19 protein-coding genes are annotated in these 20,908 nt (G+C 70.9%); 11 read left to right on the forward strand and 8 right to left on the reverse strand.

What is annotated here, in order from left to right; translation table 11 throughout:
- Positions 1–280: 280 nt before the first annotated feature.
- The 3 genes from fdxH to MKK53_RS04085 all read right to left on the reverse strand — a co-directional run bounded on the left by fdxH (position 281) and on the right by MKK53_RS04085 (position 4,814).
- Positions 281–1,213, reverse strand: coding sequence for a formate dehydrogenase subunit beta (gene fdxH / locus MKK53_RS04075; protein ID WP_243927077.1), 933 nt, complete (start codon positions 1,211–1,213; stop codon positions 281–283).
- 15 nt (positions 1,214–1,228) lie between these two features.
- Positions 1,229–4,309, reverse strand: coding sequence for a formate dehydrogenase-N subunit alpha (fdnG, locus tag MKK53_RS04080; RefSeq protein ID WP_243927079.1), 3,081 nt, complete (start codon positions 4,307–4,309; stop codon positions 1,229–1,231).
- A gap of 175 nt (positions 4,310–4,484) precedes the next feature.
- Positions 4,485–4,814 (reverse strand): hypothetical protein, encoded by a 330-nt coding sequence (locus MKK53_RS04085; RefSeq protein ID WP_243927081.1) that lies wholly within the window; start codon positions 4,812–4,814, stop codon positions 4,485–4,487.
- Between the two features lie 216 nt (positions 4,815–5,030).
- Between MKK53_RS04085 and MKK53_RS04090 the strand changes: the two genes are divergently transcribed.
- The 5 genes from MKK53_RS04090 to MKK53_RS04110 all read left to right on the forward strand — a co-directional run bounded on the left by MKK53_RS04090 (position 5,031) and on the right by MKK53_RS04110 (position 9,450).
- Positions 5,031–5,234: a NepR family anti-sigma factor gene (locus MKK53_RS04090; protein ID WP_243927083.1), complete on the forward strand. Its 204-nt coding sequence runs from the start codon at positions 5,031–5,033 to the stop codon at positions 5,232–5,234.
- Positions 5,235–5,625: 391 nt separating this feature from the next.
- Complete coding sequence (locus MKK53_RS04095; protein WP_243927085.1) at positions 5,626–6,636, forward strand: sulfate ABC transporter substrate-binding protein; 1,011 nt, start codon at positions 5,626–5,628, stop codon at positions 6,634–6,636.
- A gap of 13 nt (positions 6,637–6,649) precedes the next feature.
- Entirely contained in the window at positions 6,650–7,534 is an 885-nt protein-coding gene (gene cysT / locus MKK53_RS04100; protein ID WP_243927087.1) for a sulfate ABC transporter permease subunit CysT, read from the forward strand.
- Positions 7,527–8,408, forward strand: a complete 882-nt coding sequence (gene cysW, locus MKK53_RS04105) for a sulfate ABC transporter permease subunit CysW (RefSeq protein ID WP_243927089.1) — start codon at positions 7,527–7,529, stop codon at positions 8,406–8,408. Before cysT ends, cysW begins: the two co-directional genes overlap by 8 nt.
- Positions 8,409–8,424: 16 nt before the next feature.
- Positions 8,425–9,450, forward strand: a complete 1,026-nt coding sequence (locus MKK53_RS04110; RefSeq protein ID WP_243927156.1) for a sulfate/molybdate ABC transporter ATP-binding protein — start codon at positions 8,425–8,427, stop codon at positions 9,448–9,450.
- Here the strand turns inward: MKK53_RS04110 and MKK53_RS25645 are convergent.
- Complete coding sequence (locus MKK53_RS25645) at positions 9,393–9,806, reverse strand: nucleotidyltransferase domain-containing protein (RefSeq protein WP_409564267.1); 414 nt, start codon at positions 9,804–9,806, stop codon at positions 9,393–9,395. The two genes, MKK53_RS04110 and MKK53_RS25645, sit on opposite strands and share 58 nt — an antisense overlap.
- Positions 9,807–9,974: 168 nt before the next feature.
- Here MKK53_RS25645 and MKK53_RS04115 point away from each other — a divergent pair, with 168 nt between their 5' ends.
- The 4 genes from MKK53_RS04115 to MKK53_RS04130 all read left to right on the forward strand — a co-directional run bounded on the left by MKK53_RS04115 (position 9,975) and on the right by MKK53_RS04130 (position 14,918).
- Positions 9,975–11,012 (forward strand): cysteine synthase A, encoded by a 1,038-nt coding sequence (locus MKK53_RS04115; RefSeq protein ID WP_243927091.1) that lies wholly within the window; start codon positions 9,975–9,977, stop codon positions 11,010–11,012.
- Positions 11,013–11,134: 122 nt separating this feature from the next.
- Positions 11,135–11,290 (forward strand): DUF3309 domain-containing protein, encoded by a 156-nt coding sequence (locus MKK53_RS04120; protein ID WP_243927093.1) that lies wholly within the window; start codon positions 11,135–11,137, stop codon positions 11,288–11,290.
- A gap of 212 nt (positions 11,291–11,502) precedes the next feature.
- Positions 11,503–13,476 (forward strand): aconitate hydratase, encoded by a 1,974-nt coding sequence (locus MKK53_RS04125; RefSeq protein WP_243927095.1) that lies wholly within the window; start codon positions 11,503–11,505, stop codon positions 13,474–13,476.
- 92 nt (positions 13,477–13,568) lie between these two features.
- A complete protein-coding gene (locus MKK53_RS04130; protein ID WP_243927097.1) occupies positions 13,569–14,918 on the forward strand; it encodes an MFS transporter in 1,350 nt (449 codons plus the stop codon).
- A gap of 249 nt (positions 14,919–15,167) precedes the next feature.
- On the opposite strand, the gene MKK53_RS04135 is transcribed toward MKK53_RS04130, so the two are convergent.
- Complete coding sequence (locus tag MKK53_RS04135; RefSeq protein WP_243927099.1) at positions 15,168–15,875, reverse strand: DUF1013 domain-containing protein; 708 nt, start codon at positions 15,873–15,875, stop codon at positions 15,168–15,170.
- A gap of 324 nt (positions 15,876–16,199) precedes the next feature.
- On the opposite strand from MKK53_RS04135, the gene MKK53_RS04140 reads away from it, so the two are divergent.
- A complete protein-coding gene (locus MKK53_RS04140) occupies positions 16,200–17,843 on the forward strand; it encodes a methyl-accepting chemotaxis protein (RefSeq protein WP_243927101.1) in 1,644 nt (547 codons plus the stop codon).
- A 93-nt stretch (positions 17,844–17,936) separates the two neighbouring features.
- Here the strand turns inward: MKK53_RS04140 and MKK53_RS04145 are convergent, their stop codons facing one another.
- The 3 genes from MKK53_RS04145 to MKK53_RS04155 form a co-directional block, all read right to left on the reverse strand.
- A complete protein-coding gene (locus MKK53_RS04145) occupies positions 17,937–18,614 on the reverse strand; it encodes an esterase/lipase family protein (RefSeq protein WP_409564268.1) in 678 nt (225 codons plus the stop codon).
- Positions 18,615–18,869: 255 nt separating this feature from the next.
- A complete protein-coding gene (locus tag MKK53_RS04150; protein WP_243927103.1) occupies positions 18,870–19,814 on the reverse strand; it encodes a ribose-phosphate pyrophosphokinase in 945 nt (314 codons plus the stop codon).
- Positions 19,815–20,098: 284 nt separating this feature from the next.
- Entirely contained in the window at positions 20,099–20,335 is a 237-nt protein-coding gene (locus MKK53_RS04155) for a DUF4170 domain-containing protein (RefSeq protein ID WP_243927106.1), read from the reverse strand.
- 169 nt (positions 20,336–20,504) lie between these two features.
- Between MKK53_RS04155 and MKK53_RS04160 the strand changes: the two genes are divergently transcribed.
- Complete coding sequence (locus MKK53_RS04160; protein WP_243927108.1) at positions 20,505–20,900, forward strand: hypothetical protein; 396 nt, start codon at positions 20,505–20,507, stop codon at positions 20,898–20,900.
- Positions 20,901–20,908 lie beyond the last annotated feature (8 nt).

Genomic DNA, 20,908 nt, shown 5'->3' on the forward strand with positions numbered 1-20,908 from the left:
CCAGCAGGCGCGCTCCCCTTGTCGTCGTCGCTCGCGCGGTTCCGTCCGTCGATGATGTCGGTGGGGATGCGCCTACTGCTTAGATGAAATGACTCGCACCCCCCTCTGCGGGGGCCGGTGGGCCCTGCCTGGGCAGGGGTACGTAGAGGGCATCCACGGCGCAGGACGCGGCTGCGGACGTCCTACCTGTTCAAGCGTTATTCGGAGACCTGGTTCCCCTCTCCCGCCTCCCTCCGGGGGCCTCCCTCCCCCGCAGAGGGGGGAGGGAGACCGCCGCGGTTCAGTGTGGCCTTGCCTCGCCGCCGTCCTGACGGCGCTTCGACCCGGCCATCTCGACCGCTTCCTCCTCCTCCTCCGCCGCCACCTCGTTCGGGCCGGCGGTGACGTAGTGGAAGAAGCCCGCGACCGCCGCGAAGCCCATGGCGGCCAGACCGAACACCTTGGCCCCGCCCTTCCAGAAGGCGACGAGGGGCGAGATCTTCGGGTCGTTCGGCAGGCCGGCATAGAGGCTCGGCTGGTCGTTGTGGTGCAGCACGTACATGACGTGCGTGCCGCCGACGCCGGCCGGGTCGTAGAGCCCCGCATGCGCGAACCCGCGCGACTTCAGATCGTCCACGCGCGTCTGCGCCTGCTCGATCATCGCCTGCTTGGTGCCGAACATGATCGAGCCGGTCGGGCAGGCCTTGGCGCAGGCCGGAGCCTGCCCCACCGCCACCCGGTCCGAGCACAGGGTGCACTTGTACGCCTTGTGGTCGGTCTGGCTGATGCGCGGGATGTTGAAGGGGCACCCCTTCACGCAATAGCCGCAGCCGATGCAGTTCTCCTCGATGAAGTCGACGATGCCGTTGGAGTACTGCACGATGGCGCCGGGGGACGGGCAGGCCTTGAGGCAACCCGGCTCCGAGCAATGCATGCAGCCGTCCTTGCGGATCAGCCATTCGAGGTTGTTGGTCTCAGGGTTCTCGTATTCCTCGAACCGCATCAGGGTCCAGGTCTTGGCCGTGAGGTCGTGCGGGTTCTGGTAGGTTCCCGTGTTGACGCCCACGTCGTCGCGCAGGTCGTTCCACTCCTCGCAGGCCGATTGGCAGGCCTTGCAGCCGATGCACTTCGACACGTCGATGAGCTTGGCGACCTCCACCTGGCGGCGGATCTCCGGCGGCGTCTCCGTGGAGGCGGAGCGCTGGCGGATGTCGAGGGAGCTGTAGTCAGCCATGATGCATGCTCCCCCTTACGCGACCGCATCCGAGGGCGGAGTGGTCGGCTCGATGTTCACGAGCCAGGCCTTGAACTCCGGCGTCTCGGTGTTGGCGTCGCCGACGACGGGCGTCAGCGAGTTCGGATGCCATCCCTTCTTGGTCTGGCCCATGAAGCCCCAGTGCTGCGGGATGCCGACGACGTGGACGGGCTTGCCGTCGCAGATCAGCGGCTTGATCCGCTTGGTCACCACGGCCTTGGCCTTGAGGGAGCCGCGCTTCGACCAGACGCGAACCCAGGCGCCCTTCGCGATGCCCTTCTCCTTAGCCAGCTCCTCCGAGATCTCCACGAAGGCCTCCGGCTGGAGGATCGCGTTGATCCGGGCGTGCTTGGTCCACCCGTGGAAGTGCTCGGTCAGGCGGTAGCTCGTCGCCGCGTAGGGGAACTCCTTCGCGTCGCCGAGGTCGGCGAGGTCGTCCTTGAAGATCCGGGCGGCGGGTGCCCCCTTGATCTTCGGGAAGGGGATGTTCGCCACCGGGGACTCGAAGGGCTCGTAATGGGCCGGGAACGGCCCGTCACGCATGAGCCCGCGGGTCCACAGGCGGGCGACGCCCTCCTGGTTCAGGATGAACGGGCCGACGCCCTTGTCGGGCGCCACGGTCACGCCATAGTCCGGCACGTCGAAGCCGACCCACTGCTTGCCGTTCCACTCGATGAGCTTCTTCTTCTCCGACCAGGGCTTGCCCTCGGGGTCGCAGGAGGCGCGGTTGTACAGCACCCGCCGGTTGGCGGGCCACGCGAAGGCCCAGTTCGGGGCGATGCCCTTGTCGCCGGGATCGGTGTTGTCCCGGCGGGCCATCGTGTTGCCCTTCTCGGTGTAGCAGCCGGAATAGATCCAGCAGCCGCAGGCCGTCGAGCCGTCGTCCTTGAGCTGGGCGAAGCCGTCCACCTGCCGCCCGGCCGGGAGCATCGCCCCGTTCAGGTCGGTGGTCTGGGTCACCGTGTAGCCGTTGAGCTCGCGGGCGAGCTCGACCGGGGTCGGCGCGTCCGCGACGGCGTAGTTCCAGCTCAGGTTGACGATCGCGTCGGGGAAGGCGCCCCCGTCCTTCTTGTACATCTCCTTCATGCGGAGATGGATCTCCGCCATGATGTCGATGTCCGAGCGGCACTCGCCCGGCGCGTCCTGGGCCTGCCAGTGCCATTGCAGCCAGCGCGACGAGTTGGAGAGCGAGCCCTCCTCCTCGACGAACAGGGTGGTCGGCAGCTCGAACACCTCGGTCTGGATCTGGGTGGGATCGACGGGGTTGTACTCGCCGTGGTTCTCCCAGAACCGGGCCGTCTCGGTCTTCAGCGGATCCATCACCACGACGAACTTCATCTTGGAGAAGGCGTCCGTCATCTTGGCGCGGTTCGGGAACGACAGCAGGGGGTTGAAGCCCTGGATGACGTAGCCGGTCATCTTGCCCTGCTTGGCGAGCTCGAACCCGCGCAGCACGTCGTAGGTCGGCACGTCGAGCTTGGGCAGGTAGTCGTAGGCCCAGTCGTTCTCTTTCTGAGCCTTCTCGCCCCACATCATCTTCTGGAACGAGACGAAGAACTTGTTGTAGTTCTGCCAGTAGCTCGTCTGCCCCGGGCGCAGCGGCTTGAACTGCCGCTTGGCCATGTAGCTCGCGTAGTCCGGCTCCTTCTCCACGGGGATGTTGAGGTAGCCCGGGATGAGGTTGCTCATCAGCCCGAGGTCGGTCAGCCCCTGGATGTTGGAGTGGCCGCGCAGGGCCTGCATGCCGCCGCCCAGCATGCCGATGTTGCCGAGCAGGGTCTGCACGATGCACATCGCGCGGATGTTCTGCGAGCCCTTGGAATGGTGCGTCCAGCCGAGCGCGTAGAGCGAGGCCATCGTCCGCTCAGGGCTCGACGTGGTCGCGATCAGCTCGCAGACCTTCAGGAACGTCTCCTTGGGCGAGCCGCAGATCCGCTCCACCATCTCGGGCGTGTAGATGGCGATGTGCTTCTTCAAGAGCTGCATGACGCAGCGCGGGTGCTGCATCGTCTCGTCCACCACGGCGTAGCCGTCGGGGCCGATCTCGTAGTCCCAGGTCGTCTTGTCGTAGTCGCGCTTGTCCGCGTCGTAGCCCGCGAACAGACCTTCGCTGAAGTCGTAGCCCTCGCGGACCACGTAACCGGCGTTGGAATAGGCCGCGACGTAGCGGTGCTGGAGCTTGTCGTTGTCCAGCAGGTACTTGGCCACGCCCGACAGGAACGCGATGTCCGACCCCTGCCGGATCGGGCAGTAGAGGTCGGCCACCGACGCCGTGCGGGTGAAGCGCGGGTCCACGACGATGAGCTTGGCGTTGTTATGCGCCTTCGCCTCGACGACCCACTTGAAGCCGCAGGGGTGAGCTTCGGCGGCATTGCCGCCCATCACGGTGATCACGTCCGCGTGCTTGATGTCCATCCAGAGGTTGGTCATCGCACCGCGTCCGAAGGAGGGCGCCAAACTGGCGACCGACGGACCGTGTCAAACCCTGGCCTGGTTATCGAAGACCAGGGCCCCCATGCTGCGGACGACCTTGTAGGTCATCCAGGCCGTCTCGTTGGTGGTGGCGGAGGCCCCGAGGAAGCCCGTCGTGGTCCAGCGGTTGACCGTGAGGTCGCCGTTCTTGGCCACGAAGTTCCGGTCCCGGTCCTCCTTCAGGAGGGTGGCGATCCGGTCGAGGGCGTAGTCCCAGGAGACGCGCTTGAACTCGGCGGTGCCCGGCGCCCGGTACAGCGGGTACTTAGTCCGGGTCTCGGCGTGGACGAAGTCCAGCAGGGCCGAACCCTTCGGGCAGAGGGTGCCGCGGTTGATCGGATGGTCCGGGTCGCCCTCGATATGCATCACCGAGGACCGGGCGTTCTTCGACCGGTCGCCGAGGCTGTAGAGGATGACGCCGCAGGCCACCGAGCAATAGGGGCAGGTGTTCCGGGTCTCGCGCATCTGCGCGAGCTTGAAGGGCCGCACCGCGGCGGCCATCGCGGGTTCCAACCCGCCGAAGCCGAGGGCGCCGAGCGAGCCCCCCGCAAGACCGGCGCCGACCCCCTTGAGGAGTCCGCGCCGGGAGACCTGGACTGTCATGTCCGCCCCTGTTGTGAACTGGTATAATGCGAACCTGTCCCAGAGAATGGCGCGCGAGGCAAGTGTGGTCCCGTGACACGGACGGCGTTTCTGCCATGCGGCGGCGGCACGCCTTTCACGCCCCCTTAATCCCTTGCGGCGTCGGGCCTTTCGCCCTGCGCCGCCGGGGCCGGACTCAGTGCGACGGGTTAGCCGGATTCGTGCCGGAGGGCGACGGAGTGCGGTTGTCGAGGGGGGCCTGCGGGTCCGTGGCGGAGGTGCCGGTGGGGGTGGCGGCGGGGACCGGACGGTCCTTGTTCTCCGCGGTGGAATGGCCGCCGGGATTGGGGGCGTCCTTGGCCGCCGACTCCTCCCGGGGCACCGGCGCCTGGCTCCAGCCGTCCTGGGCGCTGCGGGACTTGTCGCCCATGGCGTCCACGCCCTTGATCTCGCCGGGCTTGGTTTGGGCGAGGGCGGGCGTCGCCGCGAGGAGCAGGACGGCGAGGGTGACGGGGATGCGCGGCACGGATGTCTCCGGAGGATGGGGGGTGTCCGGGCAACGTCGGCTCGTCCGGCCAGTTCCGGCCGCGGACGCCGCAGGCGGCGGAGAGGGGCAGGGGGAGGGGCCGGAGGGCGACCGCCCGATGTGGGGGCGAGGGGCGGCGGTGAGACCCCGTTAACCAAGCGGTGCCATCCTCAGGCCGTTCGAGTCCGCCTACCCGCCCGTGCGAGGCCCGCCGCCATGTCGAAGACGCAAGCCGAGCGGCCTCCGCACTCCGCCGACACCACCCCGGCCCTCGACCCCGCCGACGGGCCGCCCCTGAGCCCGACGATCCGCCGGCACCTCGGCCAGAACCTGCGCAGCCACTACGCCGAGGCCCTCTCCGCCCCCGTGAGCGAGCGCCTGGAAGCCCTGATCGCGCAGCTGGACAAGCCGAGCCGCTGAACGCCCGTCGGCGTGGGCCGTCCGGGGCGGAAGATCCCGAACCCCCTTTGCCATGCCCTCGCCCCTGGGGAGAGGTGCGCCCGCCCCCGCGGAATCCGGTGCGCCAGCGCACATAAGATCGTTCTTTCTTTCAATCCGGTCCCGGCGGAAAATTCCATCTGGGTTCCCCGGAAACCGGAGAAAATGATCGCCTTCCTCCCGGGTGACGGGGCCGGTCTCCTCCCCTCGACGAGACCCTGCGCCGGGCACGGCCCGCGCCCCTCCGTCCCCCCGCGCTTGACTTCGTTCGTTTAAAAGAACGAAGTCCGGCCCGCATCCCGGATTTTGTGTCCGGGTTCGGCCGGAGGATCCGATGCGGACGGTGTGGCTCTCGACGATTCGGACAAGCAGCATGCCCGGATTCCGCCGGGCCGGATGCCTCGCCCTGCTCGGCGCCCTGGCGCTCGGCCTCGCGGCCCCGGCGGCGCGGGCGCAGACGGCCCTCCTCAACGTCTCCTACGATCCGACCCGGGAGCTGTACCGGGAGATCAACGAGGCCTTCGCCCGGAGCTACAAGGCGAAGACCGGCGAGGACGTGACCGTGCGCGCCTCCCATGGCGGCTCGGGCGCCCAGGCCCGCACGGTGATCGACGGGGTCGATGCCGACGTGGTGACGCTGGGCATCCCCTCCGACATCGACGCCATCGCCCGGCTGACGAAGAAGATCCCCGCCGACTGGCGCGGCAAGCTGCCGAACGACTCGCTGCCCTACACCTCGACGGTGGTGTTCCTGGTGCGCAAGGGCAACCCGAAGGGCGTCAAGGACTGGTCGGACCTCGCCAAGCCCGACGTGAAGGTGATCACCCCCAACCCCAAGACCTCGGCGGGCGGGCGCTGGAACTTCCTCGCCGCCTGGGGCTACGCCTACGGCCAGGACAAGGATGCGGCCAAGGCCGACGCCTTCGTCGGGCAGCTCTACAAGAACGTGCCCGTCCTCGACACGGGCGCCCGCGGCTCCACCGTCACCTTCGCCCAGCGCAGGCTCGGCGACGTGCTGCCGACCTGGGAGAACGAGGCCTACCTCGTCCTGCAGGAATTCGGCGCCGACAAGTTCGACATCGTGGTGCCGCCGACCTCCATCTACGCCGAGCCGCCGGTGGCCCTCGTGCCCGGCAACGCCGACCGGAAGGGCACGGCGAAGGCCGCCCAGGCCTATCTCGACTACCTCTACACAGACGAGGCCCAGGCGATCTTCGCCAAGCACCATTACCGCCCGTTCAAGGCGCAGGCCGCCGCGGGCGCCGGCCTGCCGGACGTCAAGCTGTTCAAGATCGAGGATTATCAGGGCTCCTGGGACGATATCCAGGCCAAGAACTTCGATTCGGGCGGCCTGTTCGACCGCCTGAGCCAAGCCGGCCGCTGAAGGCGCGAGGACCATGGCCGCCACCCTTGCCGCCGCGCCCGCGGAGGCTCCCGCCCCCCGGCCGGCCCGGCGCTTCCGCCGGCCGAGCGTGCTGCCCGGCTTCGGGCTGAGCTTCGGCTACACCCTGGCCTGCCTCGGGATCGTCGTGCTGCTGCCCCTGGCGGGGCTCGTGGTGAAGGCGTCGGGCCTGGGGTTCTCGGGGATCCTCAGGGTCGCGACCGATCCGCGGGTGGCGAGCGCGCTCAAGCTCAGCTTCGGCGTCTCGCTGCTCTCGGCCCTGGTGGCCTCGGTGTTCGGCTTCCTCATCGCCTGGGTGCTGACCCGGTACGAGTTCCCCGGCCGCAAGATCGTGGACGCCGCCGTCGACCTGCCCTTCGCCCTGCCCACGGCGGTGGCCGGCATCGCCCTCGCCTCCCTCTACGCCCCGGACGGGCTGATCGGCGCGCCCCTCGACCGCCTCGGGATCCAGGTGGCCTACACGCCGCTGGGGGTGTTCGTGGCCATGACCTTCGTCGGCCTGCCCTTCGCGGTGCGCACGGTGCAGCCGCTGATCGCCGAGATCGACCGGGAGATCGAGGAGGCCTCGGCGACCCTCGGCGCCTCCCGCCGGGCGACCCTGCTGAAGGTGGTGCTGCCGCCGCTGATCCCGGCGGTGCTCACCGGCTTCGCCCTGGCCTTCGCCCGGGGCGTCGGGGAATACGGCTCGGTGATCTTCATCGCCGGCAACCTGCCCTACGTGTCGGAGATCGCGCCGCTGCTCATCGTCATCAAGCTGTCCGAGTTCGACTACGGCGGCGCGGCGGCCATCGCCACGATCATGCTGGGGATCTCGTTCCTGACGCTGCTCGCCATCAACCTGATCCAGGCCTGGAGCCGGCGGAGGTTCGGCTATGTCTGAGATCATCTCGCCCGTCCGCCTGCCCACCGGCCGGCCCGCCCCCGTCGCGGGGGAGGGGGCGGGCGTGCGCGCGGTCCTGATCGGGATCGCGGTCACCTTCCTCGCCCTGTTCCTCGTCATCCCCCTGGGGGCGGTGTTCGCGCAGGCCTTCGCCCACGGGGTGTCGGCCTATCTCGACGCCTTCCGGGAGCCGGACGCCCTCTCGGCCATCCGCCTGACCCTGACGGTGGCGGCCATCGCCGTGCCGTTCAACCTCGTCTTCGGGGTGGCCGCCGCCTGGGCGATCGCGAAGTTCGAGTTCCCCGGCAAGACCTTCCTGATCACCCTGATCGACCTGCCGTTCTCGGTGTCGCCGGTGGTGTCGGGGCTGATCTACGTGCTGCTGTTCGGCAGCCAGGGCCTGTTCGGCGGCTGGCTGCAAGCCCACAACATCCAGATCCTGTTCGCCCTGCCCGGAATCGTGCTGGCGACGGTGTTCGTGACCTTCCCCTTCGTCGCGCGGGAGCTGATCCCGCTGATGCAGGAGCAGGGCTCGTCGGAGGAGGAGGCGGCGCTGACCCTCGGCGCGTCGGGCTTCCACGCCTTCCGCACGGTGACCCTGCCCAACATCCGCTGGGGGCTGCTCTACAGCGTCCTGCTCTGCAATGCCCGCGCGATGGGTGAGTTCGGCGCGGTCTCGGTCGTCTCCGGCCACATCCGCGGGCTGACGAACACCATGCCTCTCCACGTGGAGATCCTCTACAATGAGTACAACTTCGTCGCCGCTTTCGCCGTCGCTTCGCTCCTCGCAGCCCTCGCCCTTGTCACGCTCGTCGTCAAATCCTTCCTCGAATGGCGCTTCGCCGGCGAACTCGCCGCGGGCCGGAGGCACTGAGCGTCCCTCGACGGCGATCCGCGTCGAGGGCCTCTCGAAGACCTTCGACACGGCCGCCGTCCTGCACGACCTCTCCCTCGACGTGCGGGCGGGGGAGCTCCTCGGCCTGCTCGGCCCCTCGGGCTCGGGCAAGACGACGCTGCTGCGGATCATCGCCGGGCTCGACGCCCCGGACCGGGGCCGGATCCTGTTCGGGGGCGACGACGCCACCGGCCTGCCGGTGCAGGAGCGGGCGGTGGGCTTCGTGTTCCAGCACTACGCCCTGTTCAAGCACATGAGCGTGGCCGACAACATCGCCTACGGCCTCAACGCCCGCCGCCGGGCGGAGCGGCCGGCGCAGGCCGAGATCAAGCGCCGGGTCGGCGACCTCCTCGACCTGATCCGCCTCTCGGGCTTCGGCGACCGCTACCCCTCGCAGCTCTCCGGCGGCCAGCGGCAGCGGGTGGCGCTCGCCCGGGCGCTCGCCGTGGAGCCCCGCGTCCTGCTGCTGGACGAGCCCTTCGGCGCCCTCGACGCGCAAGTCCGAAAGGACCTGCGCCGCTGGCTGCGGGAGATCCACAACCGCACCGGCCAGACCACGATCTTCGTCACCCACGACCAGGACGAGGCGCTGGAATTGTCCGACCGGGTGGCGGTGCTCGATCACGGCCGCCTGGAGCAGATCGGCACCCCGGACGAGGTGCAGGAGAACCCGGTCTCGGCGACGGTGCTGAAGTTCCTGGGCGATTCCGTCGAGGTGGAGGCCATCGCCGAGGGCGGGCGGGTGCTGGTCCGCGGCCGGGAAACCCCGGTCACGGCGCCGGCCGGGGTCATCGGCCCGGTGAAGCTCTACGTGCGCCCGTGGCAGCTCCAGCTCGTGGAGCTCGACGCGGCCCACCTCTCGGGCACGGTGCGCTCCTCCTACCGCAGCCAGGGCCGGCAGCGGATCGAGGTGGAGGAACCGGGGGGCCTGATCCTGGCGGTCGAGGATTCCGACGGCATCCGCTACGCCGCCGGCCACCCGGTGGGCCTGCGGATCAACGGCGGGCACGTGTTCGGGTGAGGCGTGGCCGCCTCGGCCGGCCCCCGGCGCGGGATCGATCCGGTTCCTGAACAGGCGGATGCAGGCCGCCTCGATCGCCGGCGCGGCGCGCTCGGGGGGGCGTCACCGGGCGGGACGCCCGGCGGATGAGGTCCGCATGGGGCGTTGCGGAAATGGCGGATCGCCGCCGTCAGATCGTCCTCGCCATCGAGCCGGCGCGCGTCGGTCACGGCAGGCGCATCCCCTCGGCCTCGACGCGCGCGACGAAGGCGGGCTTCCGGGAAGTCGATCATCACGTCGCGGTCGCTGTCATGCCCCATGCGCCCGGTGACGAAGGATCCGAACACGACGAAGCGCCCCCCTCTCCGACTCCGCATACGCGCGCATCCGCGCCACGATCTCACCGGCGGCCCGCTCGCGCGCCTTGCGTGCGGGCACGGTGGTGGGGATCGGATCGGGCGGCGGCATGGCGGGGATCGGGCTGCCCGCCCTCATACCCTGAACCCGTCGCGACGGCGACCTTCCCCCTGACCGGAGCCTCCCCCGTGCCCCACGCCCACCCCGACATCCTCGCGGCCATCGGGAACACGCCCCTGATCCGCCTGCGCCGGGCCTCGGAGGAGACCGGCTGCGAGATCCTCGGCAAGGCCGAGTTCCTCAACCCCGGCCTGTCGGTGAAGGACCGGGCGGCACTCTCCATCGTGGAGGAGGCGGAGGCGCGGGGGCGGATCCGCCCCGGCGGCACCATCGTCGAGGGCACCGCCGGCAACACCGGCATCGGCCTCGCCCTGGTGGCGGCGGTGCGCGGCTACCGCACGCTGATCGTCATCCCCGTCACCCAGTCCGAAGAGAAGAAGCAGACCCTGCGGCTCGCGGGCGCCCGCCTCGTGGAGGTGCCGGCGGTCCCGTTCGCCAACCCGAACAACTACGTCCACGTCGCGCGGCGCCTCGCGGAGGCCCTCGCCGCCCGGGACGAGGCCGGCGCCTTCTTCGCCGACCAGTTCGACAACGTCGCCAACCGCCGGGCGCACGTGGCCGGCACCGGCCCGGAGATCTGGGCGCAGACCGGGGGCCGGGTCGATGGCTTCGTCTGCGCCGCCGGCACCGGGGGGACGCTGGCCGGCGTCGCCGAGGCCCTGCGCGCCCGCGACCCGCAGGTGCGGATCGCCCTCGCCGACCCGGAGGGCTCGGCGCTCCATGCCGGCTACACCACGGGGACGTTCAAGGCCGAGGGCTCCTCGATCACCGAGGGGATCGGCCAGGGCCGGATCACCGGCAACCTCGCGGGCTTCGCCCCCGACCTGTCGTTCCGCATCCCGGACACGGAGGCGCTGGCCATCGTGTTCGGGCTGATGCGGGAGGAGGGGCTGTCGCTGGGCGGCTCCTCGGGCATCAACGTGGCGGGGGCGATCCGCCTCGCGCGGGCGCTGGGCCCCGGCCATACGATCGTGACGATCCTGTGCGACGGGGCGGCGCGCTACGCGTCGAAGCTGTTCAACCCGGTCTTCCTGACGGAGCGCGGCCTGCCGGTTCCGGGCTGGCTCGGGGCGGACGAGGCCCCCCTTCCCGACTGGCATGCGTGAGCGCCGGGACGTCCTCCCGCAACCGACTCACAAAAACTGCACGCCGGGGTGAACGGAACGAATTGTCGCGGCGTTTCAACGGTCACGCTCGCCAACCGCGACCGTTCGGAGATCCGCGTCCCATGTCCCTCGTCACCATCCTCCTCATCGTTCTGATCATCCTCGCCTTCGGCGGCGGCGGCTTCCTCGGCGGCGGCGCCTATCGTGGCCCGGGCTTCGGCCTCGGCGGCATCCTGCTCATCGTGCTGATCGTGCTGCTGGTCACCGGCCGACTCTGATCCGGCCGCCGAACGGCACGGGCATCCTCCGCCTTCGGGCGGGGGATGCCGGGGCCGGGCATCCGGGGGCCCCGTCCGACAGGCACGGGGATCTGTCACCCGATCGGGCTTCCGGGGCCCGCCGGCCTCGCTAGTTCCGCTCGCCACAGGGACATCAGCGCCGGGGGCCGGTTCGGCACGCCGAGACAGGCGCGCACGAACGAGGAGACCCCATGGTGGCGTTGAACCTGACGCAGAAGCTCGTCCAGTCGCACCTCGTGGAGGGCGACCTCACCCCCGGCGGGGAGATCGCCCTCAGGATCGACCAGGCCCTGCTGCAGGACGTCCTCGGCGGCCTCGTGATGCTGGAGCTGGAGGCGATGGGCGTGGAGCGCGTCGCGATCCCGCTCGCCGCCCAGTACATCGACCACAACCTCGTCCAGAACGACCACCTGAACGCCGACGAGCACATGTTCCTGCGCTCGGCCTGCCGGAAGTTCGGCGTGTGGTACTCGCGCCCCGGCAACGGCATCAGCCACCCCGTCCACATGCAGAGCTTCGGCAAGCCGGGCGAGACCCTGGTCGGCTCGGACAGCCACACCCCCGCCGCCGGGTCGCTGGGGATGCTCGCCTTCGGCGCGGGCGGGGTCGAGGTGGCGCAGGCCATGGCCGGCGAGCCCCTGCGCCTGCGGATGCCCAAGGTCTGGGGCGTGGAGCTCACCGGCGCGCTCCCCGACTGGGTGAGCGCCAAGGACGTGATCCTCACCCTCCTCGGCCGCCACGGGGTCGAGGGCGGGTTCGGCCGGATCATCGAGTATCGCGGGCCCGGCCTCGCCTGCCTGACGGCGATGGACCGGCACGTCATCGCCAACATGGGCGCCGAGATGGGCGCCACCACGAGCGTGTTCCCCTCCGACGCGTCGACCCGCGCCTTCCTGGAGGGCGTCGGCCGGGGCGGGGACTTCACCGCCCTCGCCGCCGACGAGGGGTGCACCTACGATGTCGAGGAGACGATCGACCTCTCCACCCTGGTGCCGATGATCGCCAAGCCGTCGAGCCCCGGCAACGTCGTGCCGGTCTCGGAGGTGGCGGGCACCGAGATCTACCAGAGCTATATCGGCTCCTCGGCCAACCCGGGCTTTCGCGATTTCGCCGTGGCCGCGGCCATCGTGAAGGGCAAGCAGACCCACGACCGGGTCTCCTTCGACATCAACCCCTCGACGCGGGTGGTGCTGGAGACGCTGATCCGCGACGGGCAGCTCTCGGACCTGATCCATGCCGGGGCGCGGGTGCATCAGGCGGGCTGCAACGGCTGCATCGGCATGGGGCAGGCCCCCGCCTCCGGGCGCAACTCCCTGCGCACCGTGCCGCGCAACTTCCCCGGCCGCTCCGGCACCCGGGAGGACAGCGTGTTCCTGTGCAGCCCGGAGACCGCCGCCGCCTCGGCGCTGACCGGCGTCATCACCGATCCGCGCAGCCTGGACATGCCCTATCCGCGCATCGCCCCGCCCACGATGGTGCCCGGCCACACGACGATGCTCCTCGGCCCGCTGCCGGAGGCCGAGGCCCGCGCGGTGCGGCTCGAAAAGTCCGAAAACATCACCACCCTGCCGGAGCTCGGCAAGCTCGGGGCGGACATCCGCGTGCCGGTGATGCTCAAGACCGGGGACGACATCTCCACCGACGACATCATGCCGGCGGGCGCCCGGGTGATGCCCTACTGGTCGAACATCCCCAAGACCTCCGAATTCACCTTCGAGCCGATCGACGACAGCTACCCGCAGCGGGCGAGGCAGGGCGGCAAGGAGCGGGCGGGCCACGCCATCCTCGGGGGCCTGAACTACGGCCAGGGGTCGAGCCGGGAGAACGCGGCGCTGGCGCCCCGCTACCTCGGCCTGGAGGTGGTGCTGGCCAAGAGCTTCGCCCGCATCCACTGGCAGAACCTCGTGAATTTCGGCGTCCTGCCCCTGACCTTCGCCGACCCGGCCGACTACGACCGGCTGGAGGTCGGCGACGGCGTGGAGATCACGGGCGTCGCCGACGCCCTGGCGGCGGGCAACGACATCACGGCCACCGTGCGGGGCAAGGACCGGATCCGGTTGACCCACGGCCTGTCGCCGCGCCAGATCGAGGTGCTGCTCGCCGGGGGCGTGATCAACTGGCTGCGGGCGCGCCTCGGCCACGGGGACGCCCGCACCGTGGCCTAGCCTCCCTCACCCCCGCTCGCCATGGCGGGGGGCAGGGCGGAGAGCCCGGCAGACCTTGAAAACGACCCGGAGACGGGCATGGGGAGGATCGGATGAGTGCAGGCGACGCCCTGCTGCGCGAGGACGCCGAGGCCCCGTGGCACGCGGGGCTGACGCCCCGCCACTGGCGCATCCTCTGGGGCAGCTACCTCGGCTGGATCTTCGACGGCTACGAGGCGGTGGCGCTGGTCTACGCCCTGCGCCCGGCGCTCGGCACGATCCTGACGCCGGAGCAGGCGCAGGCGCCGGCCACCTATGTGGGCCTCGCCATCGGCATCACCCTGCTCGGCTGGGGGATCGGCGGCCTGATCGGGGGGATCGCCGCCGACTATATCGGCCGCAAGCGGATGATGATGATCTCCATCCTCGGCTACGCGGTGTTCACGGGGCTCACCGCCTTCGCGGAGAGCTTCGTCCAGCTCGCGGCGCTGCGCTTCATCACCGGCCTCGCCATCGGCTCGGAATGGTCCACCGGCATCGCCCTGGTGGCCGAGACCTGGCCGAACCGGGCCCGGCCCAAGGGCTGCGGCTTCCTGCAATCGGGCTTCGGCGGCGGCGCGGTGCTGGCGGCCATCGTCTGGGCGGTGCTGGCCGCCACAAACCCCCTCGGCAACGAATCCTGGCGGATCATGTTCGCCCTCGGCGCCCTGCCGGCCTTCGTCTGCCTGTACCTGCGCCGGGCGCTGGAGGAATCCGAGCAGTGGATGCAGGCCCTGAAGGCGCAGCGCTGGGCCGCCACCGCCGAGGATGCCGGCCACGCCCCGAAGCGGGCGCAGCGGCCCTTCACCCTGGCGGAGATCTTCCGGGAGAAGGAGAGCCGGCGGCGGGTGTTCCTGGCCACCGCCATGTCCTTCGCCACGACGGTGGGCTGGTGGGCGGTCTCGTCCTGGCTGCCGGCCTACACCGAGGGGCTGGCCAAGGCGGCGGGGGAGCCGGCCAACGTCTGGGGCCCGCGGATGGGCATCATCTACAACGTCGGCGCCATCACCGCCTACGTCATCTCGGGCTTCGTCGCGGATGCGATGGGCCGGCGGCCCTTCCTGATCCTGACCTATGCCGGCTGCATCGCCACGTCGCTGGCCTGCTACCTCTGGACCGGGGGCCTGGTGCCGTTCATGGCGCTGGCCTTCCTGAACGGGTTCTTCACCCTCGGCTTCGCCTTCTCGTGGATGGCGATCTACCTCGTGGAGCTGTTCACCCCGGCGGTGCGGGCGACGGCGGCGAGCTTCGTGTTCAACGGCGCCCGGCTGATCGCCTGGGTCTTCCCGATCATCGCCGGGCAGATCGTCACCTCCTTCGGCGGCGTGGCCGCGGCGGCGCTGACCATGTCGAGCGTCTACGCCATCGGCCTGATCGTGCCGTGGTTCATGCCCGAGACCACGGGCCAGCCCCTGCCGGAGTGAGGGCGGACAGGCTCATCCCCCGGCTCCCGGGGATCGTTGCGGAAGCCGGACGGGCCCCTCGATCCCTCGGTCGTCTTTGCGAGCGTCAGCGAAGCAACCCAGGGCAGCGCGACGGCCCGAGGCCATGGCGGATCCCTGGGTTGCTTCGCTCCGCTCGCAAGGACGGGGTCGGCAGCCGGGGGATGGTCAGGGGCGCCGCATCCCGCAACGCCCCCGCAAGACGGCAGAGAGGGGAAGACCCGCGCTCCCCTACTCCTCGTCGTCGTCCTCGTCCTGGTGACGGCCCTTGAGCTTGGCGAAGACCGAATCCGCGTCGAGGCGGTCCTCGCGGCCGCCGCGGGGCTCGTCCTCGGGCTCGGGCTCGCGCTGGGTCGAGACCTCGGTCGGCAGGAGCGAGGCGCCGCCCTCGGCCGCCAGCGCCGCCGGACGGTCGGCCGCCGCCTTCTGCACCTCGAAGTCGAGGCTGATCTGGGTGGTGAGGCCGAGCGTCACCGGATCGAGGGGCTGCAGCGAGCCGGAATTCCAGTGGGTGCGCTCGCGGATCTGCTGGATCGTCGACTTGGTGGTGCCGACGAGGCGGATGATCTGCGCATCCTTCAACTCGGGGTGGTTGCGCAGCAGCCAGAGGATCGCGTTCGGCCGGTCCTGGCGGCGCGACAGGGGGGTGTAGCGCGGCCCCTTGGTGGTGCGCTTCACCTCCGGCAGCTTCACCTTCGAGACCGCGGCCTTGAGCTTGTAGTGGGGCGACTTCTGCGCCTTCTCGATCTCGTCGCGGGTGAGCTGGTTGGTGGTGATCGGGTCCAGGCCCTTGATGCCCGCCGCCACCTCACCGTCGGCGATGCCCTTCACCTCCAGCGGGTGGAGCTTGCAGAAGTCGGCGATCTGCTCGAAGGCGAGCGACGTGTTCTCGACCAGCCAGACGGCGGTCGCTTTCGGCATCAGCGGACCCTGGGACATCTCTTCACGCGGCTCCAACCTGGCGGAACGGGTCGGGCCGGGCATCGGTCCGCGGGCTCCGGGATGCACTGACCCGGAGAAGACCCGTCTCACGCTGGCAAAATGGGGATGGCCATATATAGGCGCCGCCGCAGGGGGGCGCAATCGCCGCGAGGGCCCCCGGCGGCGGCCGGCGGGCGGGCGGGACGGGCCGGCCTCCGGTCCTATAGGAGGATACGGATCCGTTCATCATCTGCTTACGCAAATACATCAATGTCTCTAGACTGTATTTGCACACTTTAGGCCGGCGCCGTGAAGCTCGGAATCGGCTCGAAACTGCATCTGATGACCGTCGCCGCCTTGCTCGGCATCCTGGCGGTGTCGGGAACCGGCCTCTGGAGCCTCAGCGGCCAGGTGGAGCGGGGCCGGATGGCCAAGACCCACGACCTCGCCGACACCGCCTGGGGGGTGGTGGCGCATTTCGAGGCCGAGGAGAAGGCCGGGCACCTGACGCGGGCGCAGGCGCAGGCGGCGGCGATCGGGGCGGTGAAGGCCCTGCGCTACGACGGCAAGGAGTACTTCTGGATCAACGACATGCAGCCGCGCATGATCGCCCATCCGATGAAGCCGGAGCTGGAGGGCCGCGACCTCGCCGAGGTGAAGGACCCCACCGGCAAGCGGCTGTTTTCCGACTTCGTGGACCTCGTGCGGCGCCAGGGCGAAGGGTTCTCCGGCTACATGTGGCCCAAGCCCGGCGCCGACGCGCCCGTGCCGAAGATCTCCTACGTGCGCGGCTTCGCACCCTGGGGCTGGGTGATCGGCACCGGCATCTACGCCGACGACACGGCGGCGATCCTGCGGCAGGCGGTGATCGCGGACGGGCTCGGCATCCTCGTGGCGGTGGCCCTGATCGGCCTCGTCGCGACCCTCGTCGGCCGCTCGGTGACGCGCCCGCTCAAGGCGCTGGAGGCCGCCATGCGCCGCCTCGCGGCCGGGGAGACGCAGGCCGCGGTGCCGGCGCGGGCGCGGCAGGACGAGATCGGCGCCATGGCCGGCGCGGTGCAGGTGTTCAAGGAGGCGCTGATCGCCAAGGAGGCGGCCGACGCGCATCTGGCCGCCTCCGCCGACGGCAGCGCCCGCCGGGCGGAGGCCCTCGACCGGCTGACCCGCCGGTTCGAGGGGCAGGTCGGCGCCCTGAGCCGGGAGCTTTCCGGCGCGGCGCAGCAGCTGGAGGTGACGGCCGGCACCATGACCGCCACCGCCGCCCGCACCACGGCGCGCTCCGGCACCGTGGCGGAGCAGGCGCGGGACACCACCGGCAACGTCCAGGCCGCCGCCGCCGCGACGGAGGAGATGTCCGCCTCCGTGCAGGAGATCGCCGGGCAGGTGCAGCGCACCTCCGCCATCGCCGTCCGGGCCACCGAGAGCGCGAGGACCGGCGAGGCCACCGTGCGGACCCTCGCCGCGGGCACCGAGCGGGTGGGCGACGTGGTGGCCCTCATCGCCTCCATCGCCGCGCAGACCAACCTGCTCGCCCTCAACGCCACCATCGAGGCGGCCCGGGCGGGCGAGGCGGGGCGGGGCTTCGCCGTGGTCGCCGCCGAGGTGAAGGCGCTCGCCGGGCAGACCGCCCGGGCGACGGAGGAGATCTCCGGCCAGATCGGCCGCATCCAGGGGGCGACGGGGGAGGCGGTGGGCGCCATCGGCGATCTCGGCCGGACCATCGAGGAGATGCGGATCATCGCCGTCGGCGTCGCCGCCGCGATGGAGGAGCAGAGCGCGGCGATCCAGGAGATCGTCCGCGGCGTGGCGAGCGCCGCCGCCGGGGCGCAGGCCGTCTCCCTCGAGATCGCCGACGTGCGGACGGGGGCCGACGAGACCGGCCTCGCCTCCCGCGACGTCCTCGCCGCCGCCCGCGGCCTCTCGCGGGGGTCGGACGACCTCGAACGGGCGGTCAAGGACTTCCTGGCCGAGGTGAAGGCCGCCTGACCGGAGGCGCCGAGCCGGCGGCTCCGGTCCGCGGGTGCCGGGCGGCGCCCTGCCGTCCCAGGGGCCTCGCCCTCCGCGATCGGGTGACGGGTCCTACCCCAGGAACCCGGCGACGATCCGCGAGAATTCCGGGGTGCGCAGGTAGCCGTAGGACTTGTGGGTGTTCGCGCTGCCGTCGGGCGCCCGGTAGGCGTTGATCACCGGCACGTCGGCGATGCGGGTGCCCGTGGCGTTGGGGGGGAAGGTTCCGGCGAGGTCCTCGCCCACGGTGGCGATGTCGTTGCGGTCCATCAGGTTGGTCCAGGCCGCCACCGACCGGGGCACGCGCAGGTCGCCGTGCTCGGCTGCGAGCGTCCGCTTCACCTCCGCGAGGCCGAAGGGCGAGCCGAGGGTGACGAGGGTCACCGGCCCCGGCACGGAGCCGTCCCGCTCGGCCAGCCGCAGCACGTCGTAGGCGATCAGCCCCCCCATGGAATGGGCCACGAGCAGCACGGGGCCGTCCCCGCGGCGGGCCAGCGCCCCGCGCAGGCGGTCGCGGGCGGCGTCCCGGAAGGCCCTGTCGTCGTGGTAGCCCCAGAGGTCGTCGAGCCGGTACTCGAGGATCACGTCGTCCACCGGCGTGAGGCCGACGACCTCCTGCAGGCTGGCGATGCCGCGGTAGAGCCGGTCGGTCAGGGTCGGGGCTTGCCGCGCCGGCTCCCCGGCGGGGGAGGGGAACGGGCCGAGGCCGAGATCCGGGGCATAGGGCTCCCGGTTGTCCCCGGCGCTCAAGGGCTCCGGGTGGCGAAGGTCCGCCCAGTAGACGAAATCGAGGGAGACCGGCGCGTCGCGGCCGAGGTTGCGGCGCAGCCCCTCGCGGATCGCCGCGACCCACCACCCCGCCTTCTCCTCGCGGGGCGGCTTGTTGGCCAGCCCATGGATGCCGACGATGTCTGTCCGGATAGCCGCCTCCCACGGCTTGGCCGTAGGAGATGCAATCTAGATCAGATCGCCGCAGCCGGAACTGCGACACAACTCCCAGACAACTCAGTCGAACAGGCTGGAGACGCTCGATTCCGTGGCCGTCCGGCCGATCGCCTCGCCGAGCAGGGGCGCGATCGACATCACCCGGATGTTGCGGGCGAGCTTCACCGCCTGGGTCGGCTGGATCGAGTCGGTGATCACCAGCTCCTTCATCCGCGAGGCGGCGATGCGCGAGACCGCCCCCCCGGAGAGCACCCCGTGGGTGATGTAGGCCGAGACGTCCTTCGCCCCGGCGTTGAGCAGGGCCTCGGCGGCGTTCACCAGGGTGCCGCCGGAATCGACGATGTCGTCCACGAGGATGCAGGACCGGCCGCTGACGTCGCCGATGATGTTCATCACCTCGGATTCGCCCGGCCGCTCCCGGCGCTTGTCCACGATGGCGAGCGGCGCGTCGATCCGCTTGGCGACCACCCGGGCGCGGACCACGCCGCCCACGTCCGGCGACACCACCATCCGGTCCTCGGTGGGCATCCGCTCCTTGATGTCGCGCACCATCACGGGGGCGGCGAACAGGTTGTCGGTGGGGATGTCGAAGAAGCCCTGGATCTGGCCGGCGTGCAGGTCGAGGGTGAGCACCCGGTCGGCCCCCGCTTCGGTGATGAGGTTGCAGACCAGCTTGGCCGAGATCGGGGTGCGGCCGGAGGTGCGCCGGTCCTGCCGGGCGTAGCCGAAATAGGGGATCACCGCCGTGATGCGCCGCGCCGACGACCGGCGCGCGGCGTCGATCATGATCAGCAATTCCATCAGGTGGTCGTTGGCCGGGAAGGAGGTCGACTGGACGATGAACACGTCCTCGCCGCGGACGTTCTCCTGCAGCTCGACGAAGATCTCCATGTCGGCGAAGCGCCGGACCATGCACTTGGCCAGCGGCAATTCGAGATAGGCGGCGATGGCCTCGGCCAAGGGCCGGCTCGCGTTGCCGGCGATGATCTTGATCGAGGATTTCATGTTGTCCCGCCCGTACGCGGCCTGCGCGACCGCGGCCCCCGCCCCGGGCAGACCGGGGCAGATCCATGACGGGTGAGGCTCATATCAGCGGGCCCGAAGTGTCACAATGCCTTCATCGGCCCTTCGCACAGGACGAGGGCCGGTGGATCGCCCGAAATCCGGGGTATTCCGGAGGGCACGGCGCCCTCCGGCCGGGTATCGGGGCGCGGTGCCGGAAGATGCGGGGCGGGCCTGCGCCCCCCGCGACGGGACACGGACCTTCCGACACCATGGCCTCGTCCGGGTCAGACCGGCTGCAGCTCTAGCAGGCGGTGCAGATGCACCACGAAATAGCGGGTCTGTGCGCTGTCGACCGTGGCCTGGGCCTTGGCCCGCCACGCGGCCTGGGCGGAGGCGAAGTCCGGATAGATCCCGACGATGTCGAGGCCCTTCACATCCCGGAAGCGGACCCCGTCGAGATTCTCGAGCTCGCCGCCGAATACGAGGTGGAGCCGCTGGTCGCTCTCGATCGTCGTGGCCATGATCCCTCCTGTCGCGGGCCCCGGCCGGAGGCCGATTCGGAAGGCGTGTCCGGTGCGGCGGGGGCGTCGCCCTGCGCTCGCAGACGGCGCCGGGAGCGTCAAGCCTGCCCGGAGAGAAGATGCGGCGAGGGGAGGGAGGCGGCCGGGCCGGGCCGTGCTAGGAGGGGCCATGAGCCGTCGCCTTCCGCTCCTCGTGGTCCTTCTCGCCGCCGCGCTGCCGGTCGCCCCGGCCCTCGGCCAGCAGGCCCCGCGCCCGAAGCCGGGGGAGAAGGCCGCCGACAGGCCCGCCCGGGCCCCGGCGGCGCCGGTGATCGCCTGCCCGTCCGTCGCCAACTACCGGATGCTGATGCAGGGCGGGCTCGCCGCGGCCGCCGCGACGCTCGCCGACCCGAAGGCGGACCACCTCGGCTGTGCCGCCCTGCCGCGCGGCCGGATCGGCCCCGTGGTCGACCGGGTGACCCTGGCCGGGCGCTCCTACGATTGTGCCGCGGTCAAGGACACCACGGCCTGCCACTGGGTCGAGGCGGGGACGCTGCCCGCCGGGGGGGCCGCGGGCTGGCGCTGACGCCCCGC

The organism is Methylobacterium sp. J-076, assembly GCF_022829405.1.
Taxonomy (GTDB): domain Bacteria; phylum Pseudomonadota; class Alphaproteobacteria; order Rhizobiales; family Beijerinckiaceae; genus Methylobacterium.

Bases quoted from the DNA above. Each gene is read 5' to 3' on its own strand.
- fdxH (WP_243927077.1), bottom strand. From the start codon at position 1,213: ATGGCTGACTACAGCTCCCTCGACATCCGCCAGCGCTCCGCCTCCACG.
- MKK53_RS04090 (WP_243927083.1), top strand. From the start codon at position 5,031: ATGTCGAAGACGCAAGCCGAGCGGCCTCCGCACTCCGCCGACACCACC.
- MKK53_RS04095 (WP_243927085.1), top strand. From the start codon at position 5,626: ATGCCCGGATTCCGCCGGGCCGGATGCCTCGCCCTGCTCGGCGCCCTG.
- cysT (WP_243927087.1), top strand. From the start codon at position 6,650: ATGGCCGCCACCCTTGCCGCCGCGCCCGCGGAGGCTCCCGCCCCCCGG.
- cysW (WP_243927089.1), top strand. From the start codon at position 7,527: ATGTCTGAGATCATCTCGCCCGTCCGCCTGCCCACCGGCCGGCCCGCC.
- MKK53_RS25645 (WP_409564267.1), bottom strand. From the start codon at position 9,806: ATGCGGAGTCGGAGAGGGGGGCGCTTCGTCGTGTTCGGATCCTTCGTC.
- MKK53_RS04120 (WP_243927093.1), top strand. From the start codon at position 11,135: ATGTCCCTCGTCACCATCCTCCTCATCGTTCTGATCATCCTCGCCTTC.
- MKK53_RS04125 (WP_243927095.1), top strand. From the start codon at position 11,503: ATGGTGGCGTTGAACCTGACGCAGAAGCTCGTCCAGTCGCACCTCGTG.
- MKK53_RS04130 (WP_243927097.1), top strand. From the start codon at position 13,569: ATGAGTGCAGGCGACGCCCTGCTGCGCGAGGACGCCGAGGCCCCGTGG.
- MKK53_RS04135 (WP_243927099.1), bottom strand. From the start codon at position 15,875: ATGTCCCAGGGTCCGCTGATGCCGAAAGCGACCGCCGTCTGGCTGGTC.
- MKK53_RS04140 (WP_243927101.1), top strand. From the start codon at position 16,200: ATGACCGTCGCCGCCTTGCTCGGCATCCTGGCGGTGTCGGGAACCGGC.
- MKK53_RS04150 (WP_243927103.1), bottom strand. From the start codon at position 19,814: ATGAAATCCTCGATCAAGATCATCGCCGGCAACGCGAGCCGGCCCTTG.
- MKK53_RS04155 (WP_243927106.1), bottom strand. From the start codon at position 20,335: ATGGCCACGACGATCGAGAGCGACCAGCGGCTCCACCTCGTATTCGGC.
- MKK53_RS04160 (WP_243927108.1), top strand. From the start codon at position 20,505: ATGAGCCGTCGCCTTCCGCTCCTCGTGGTCCTTCTCGCCGCCGCGCTG.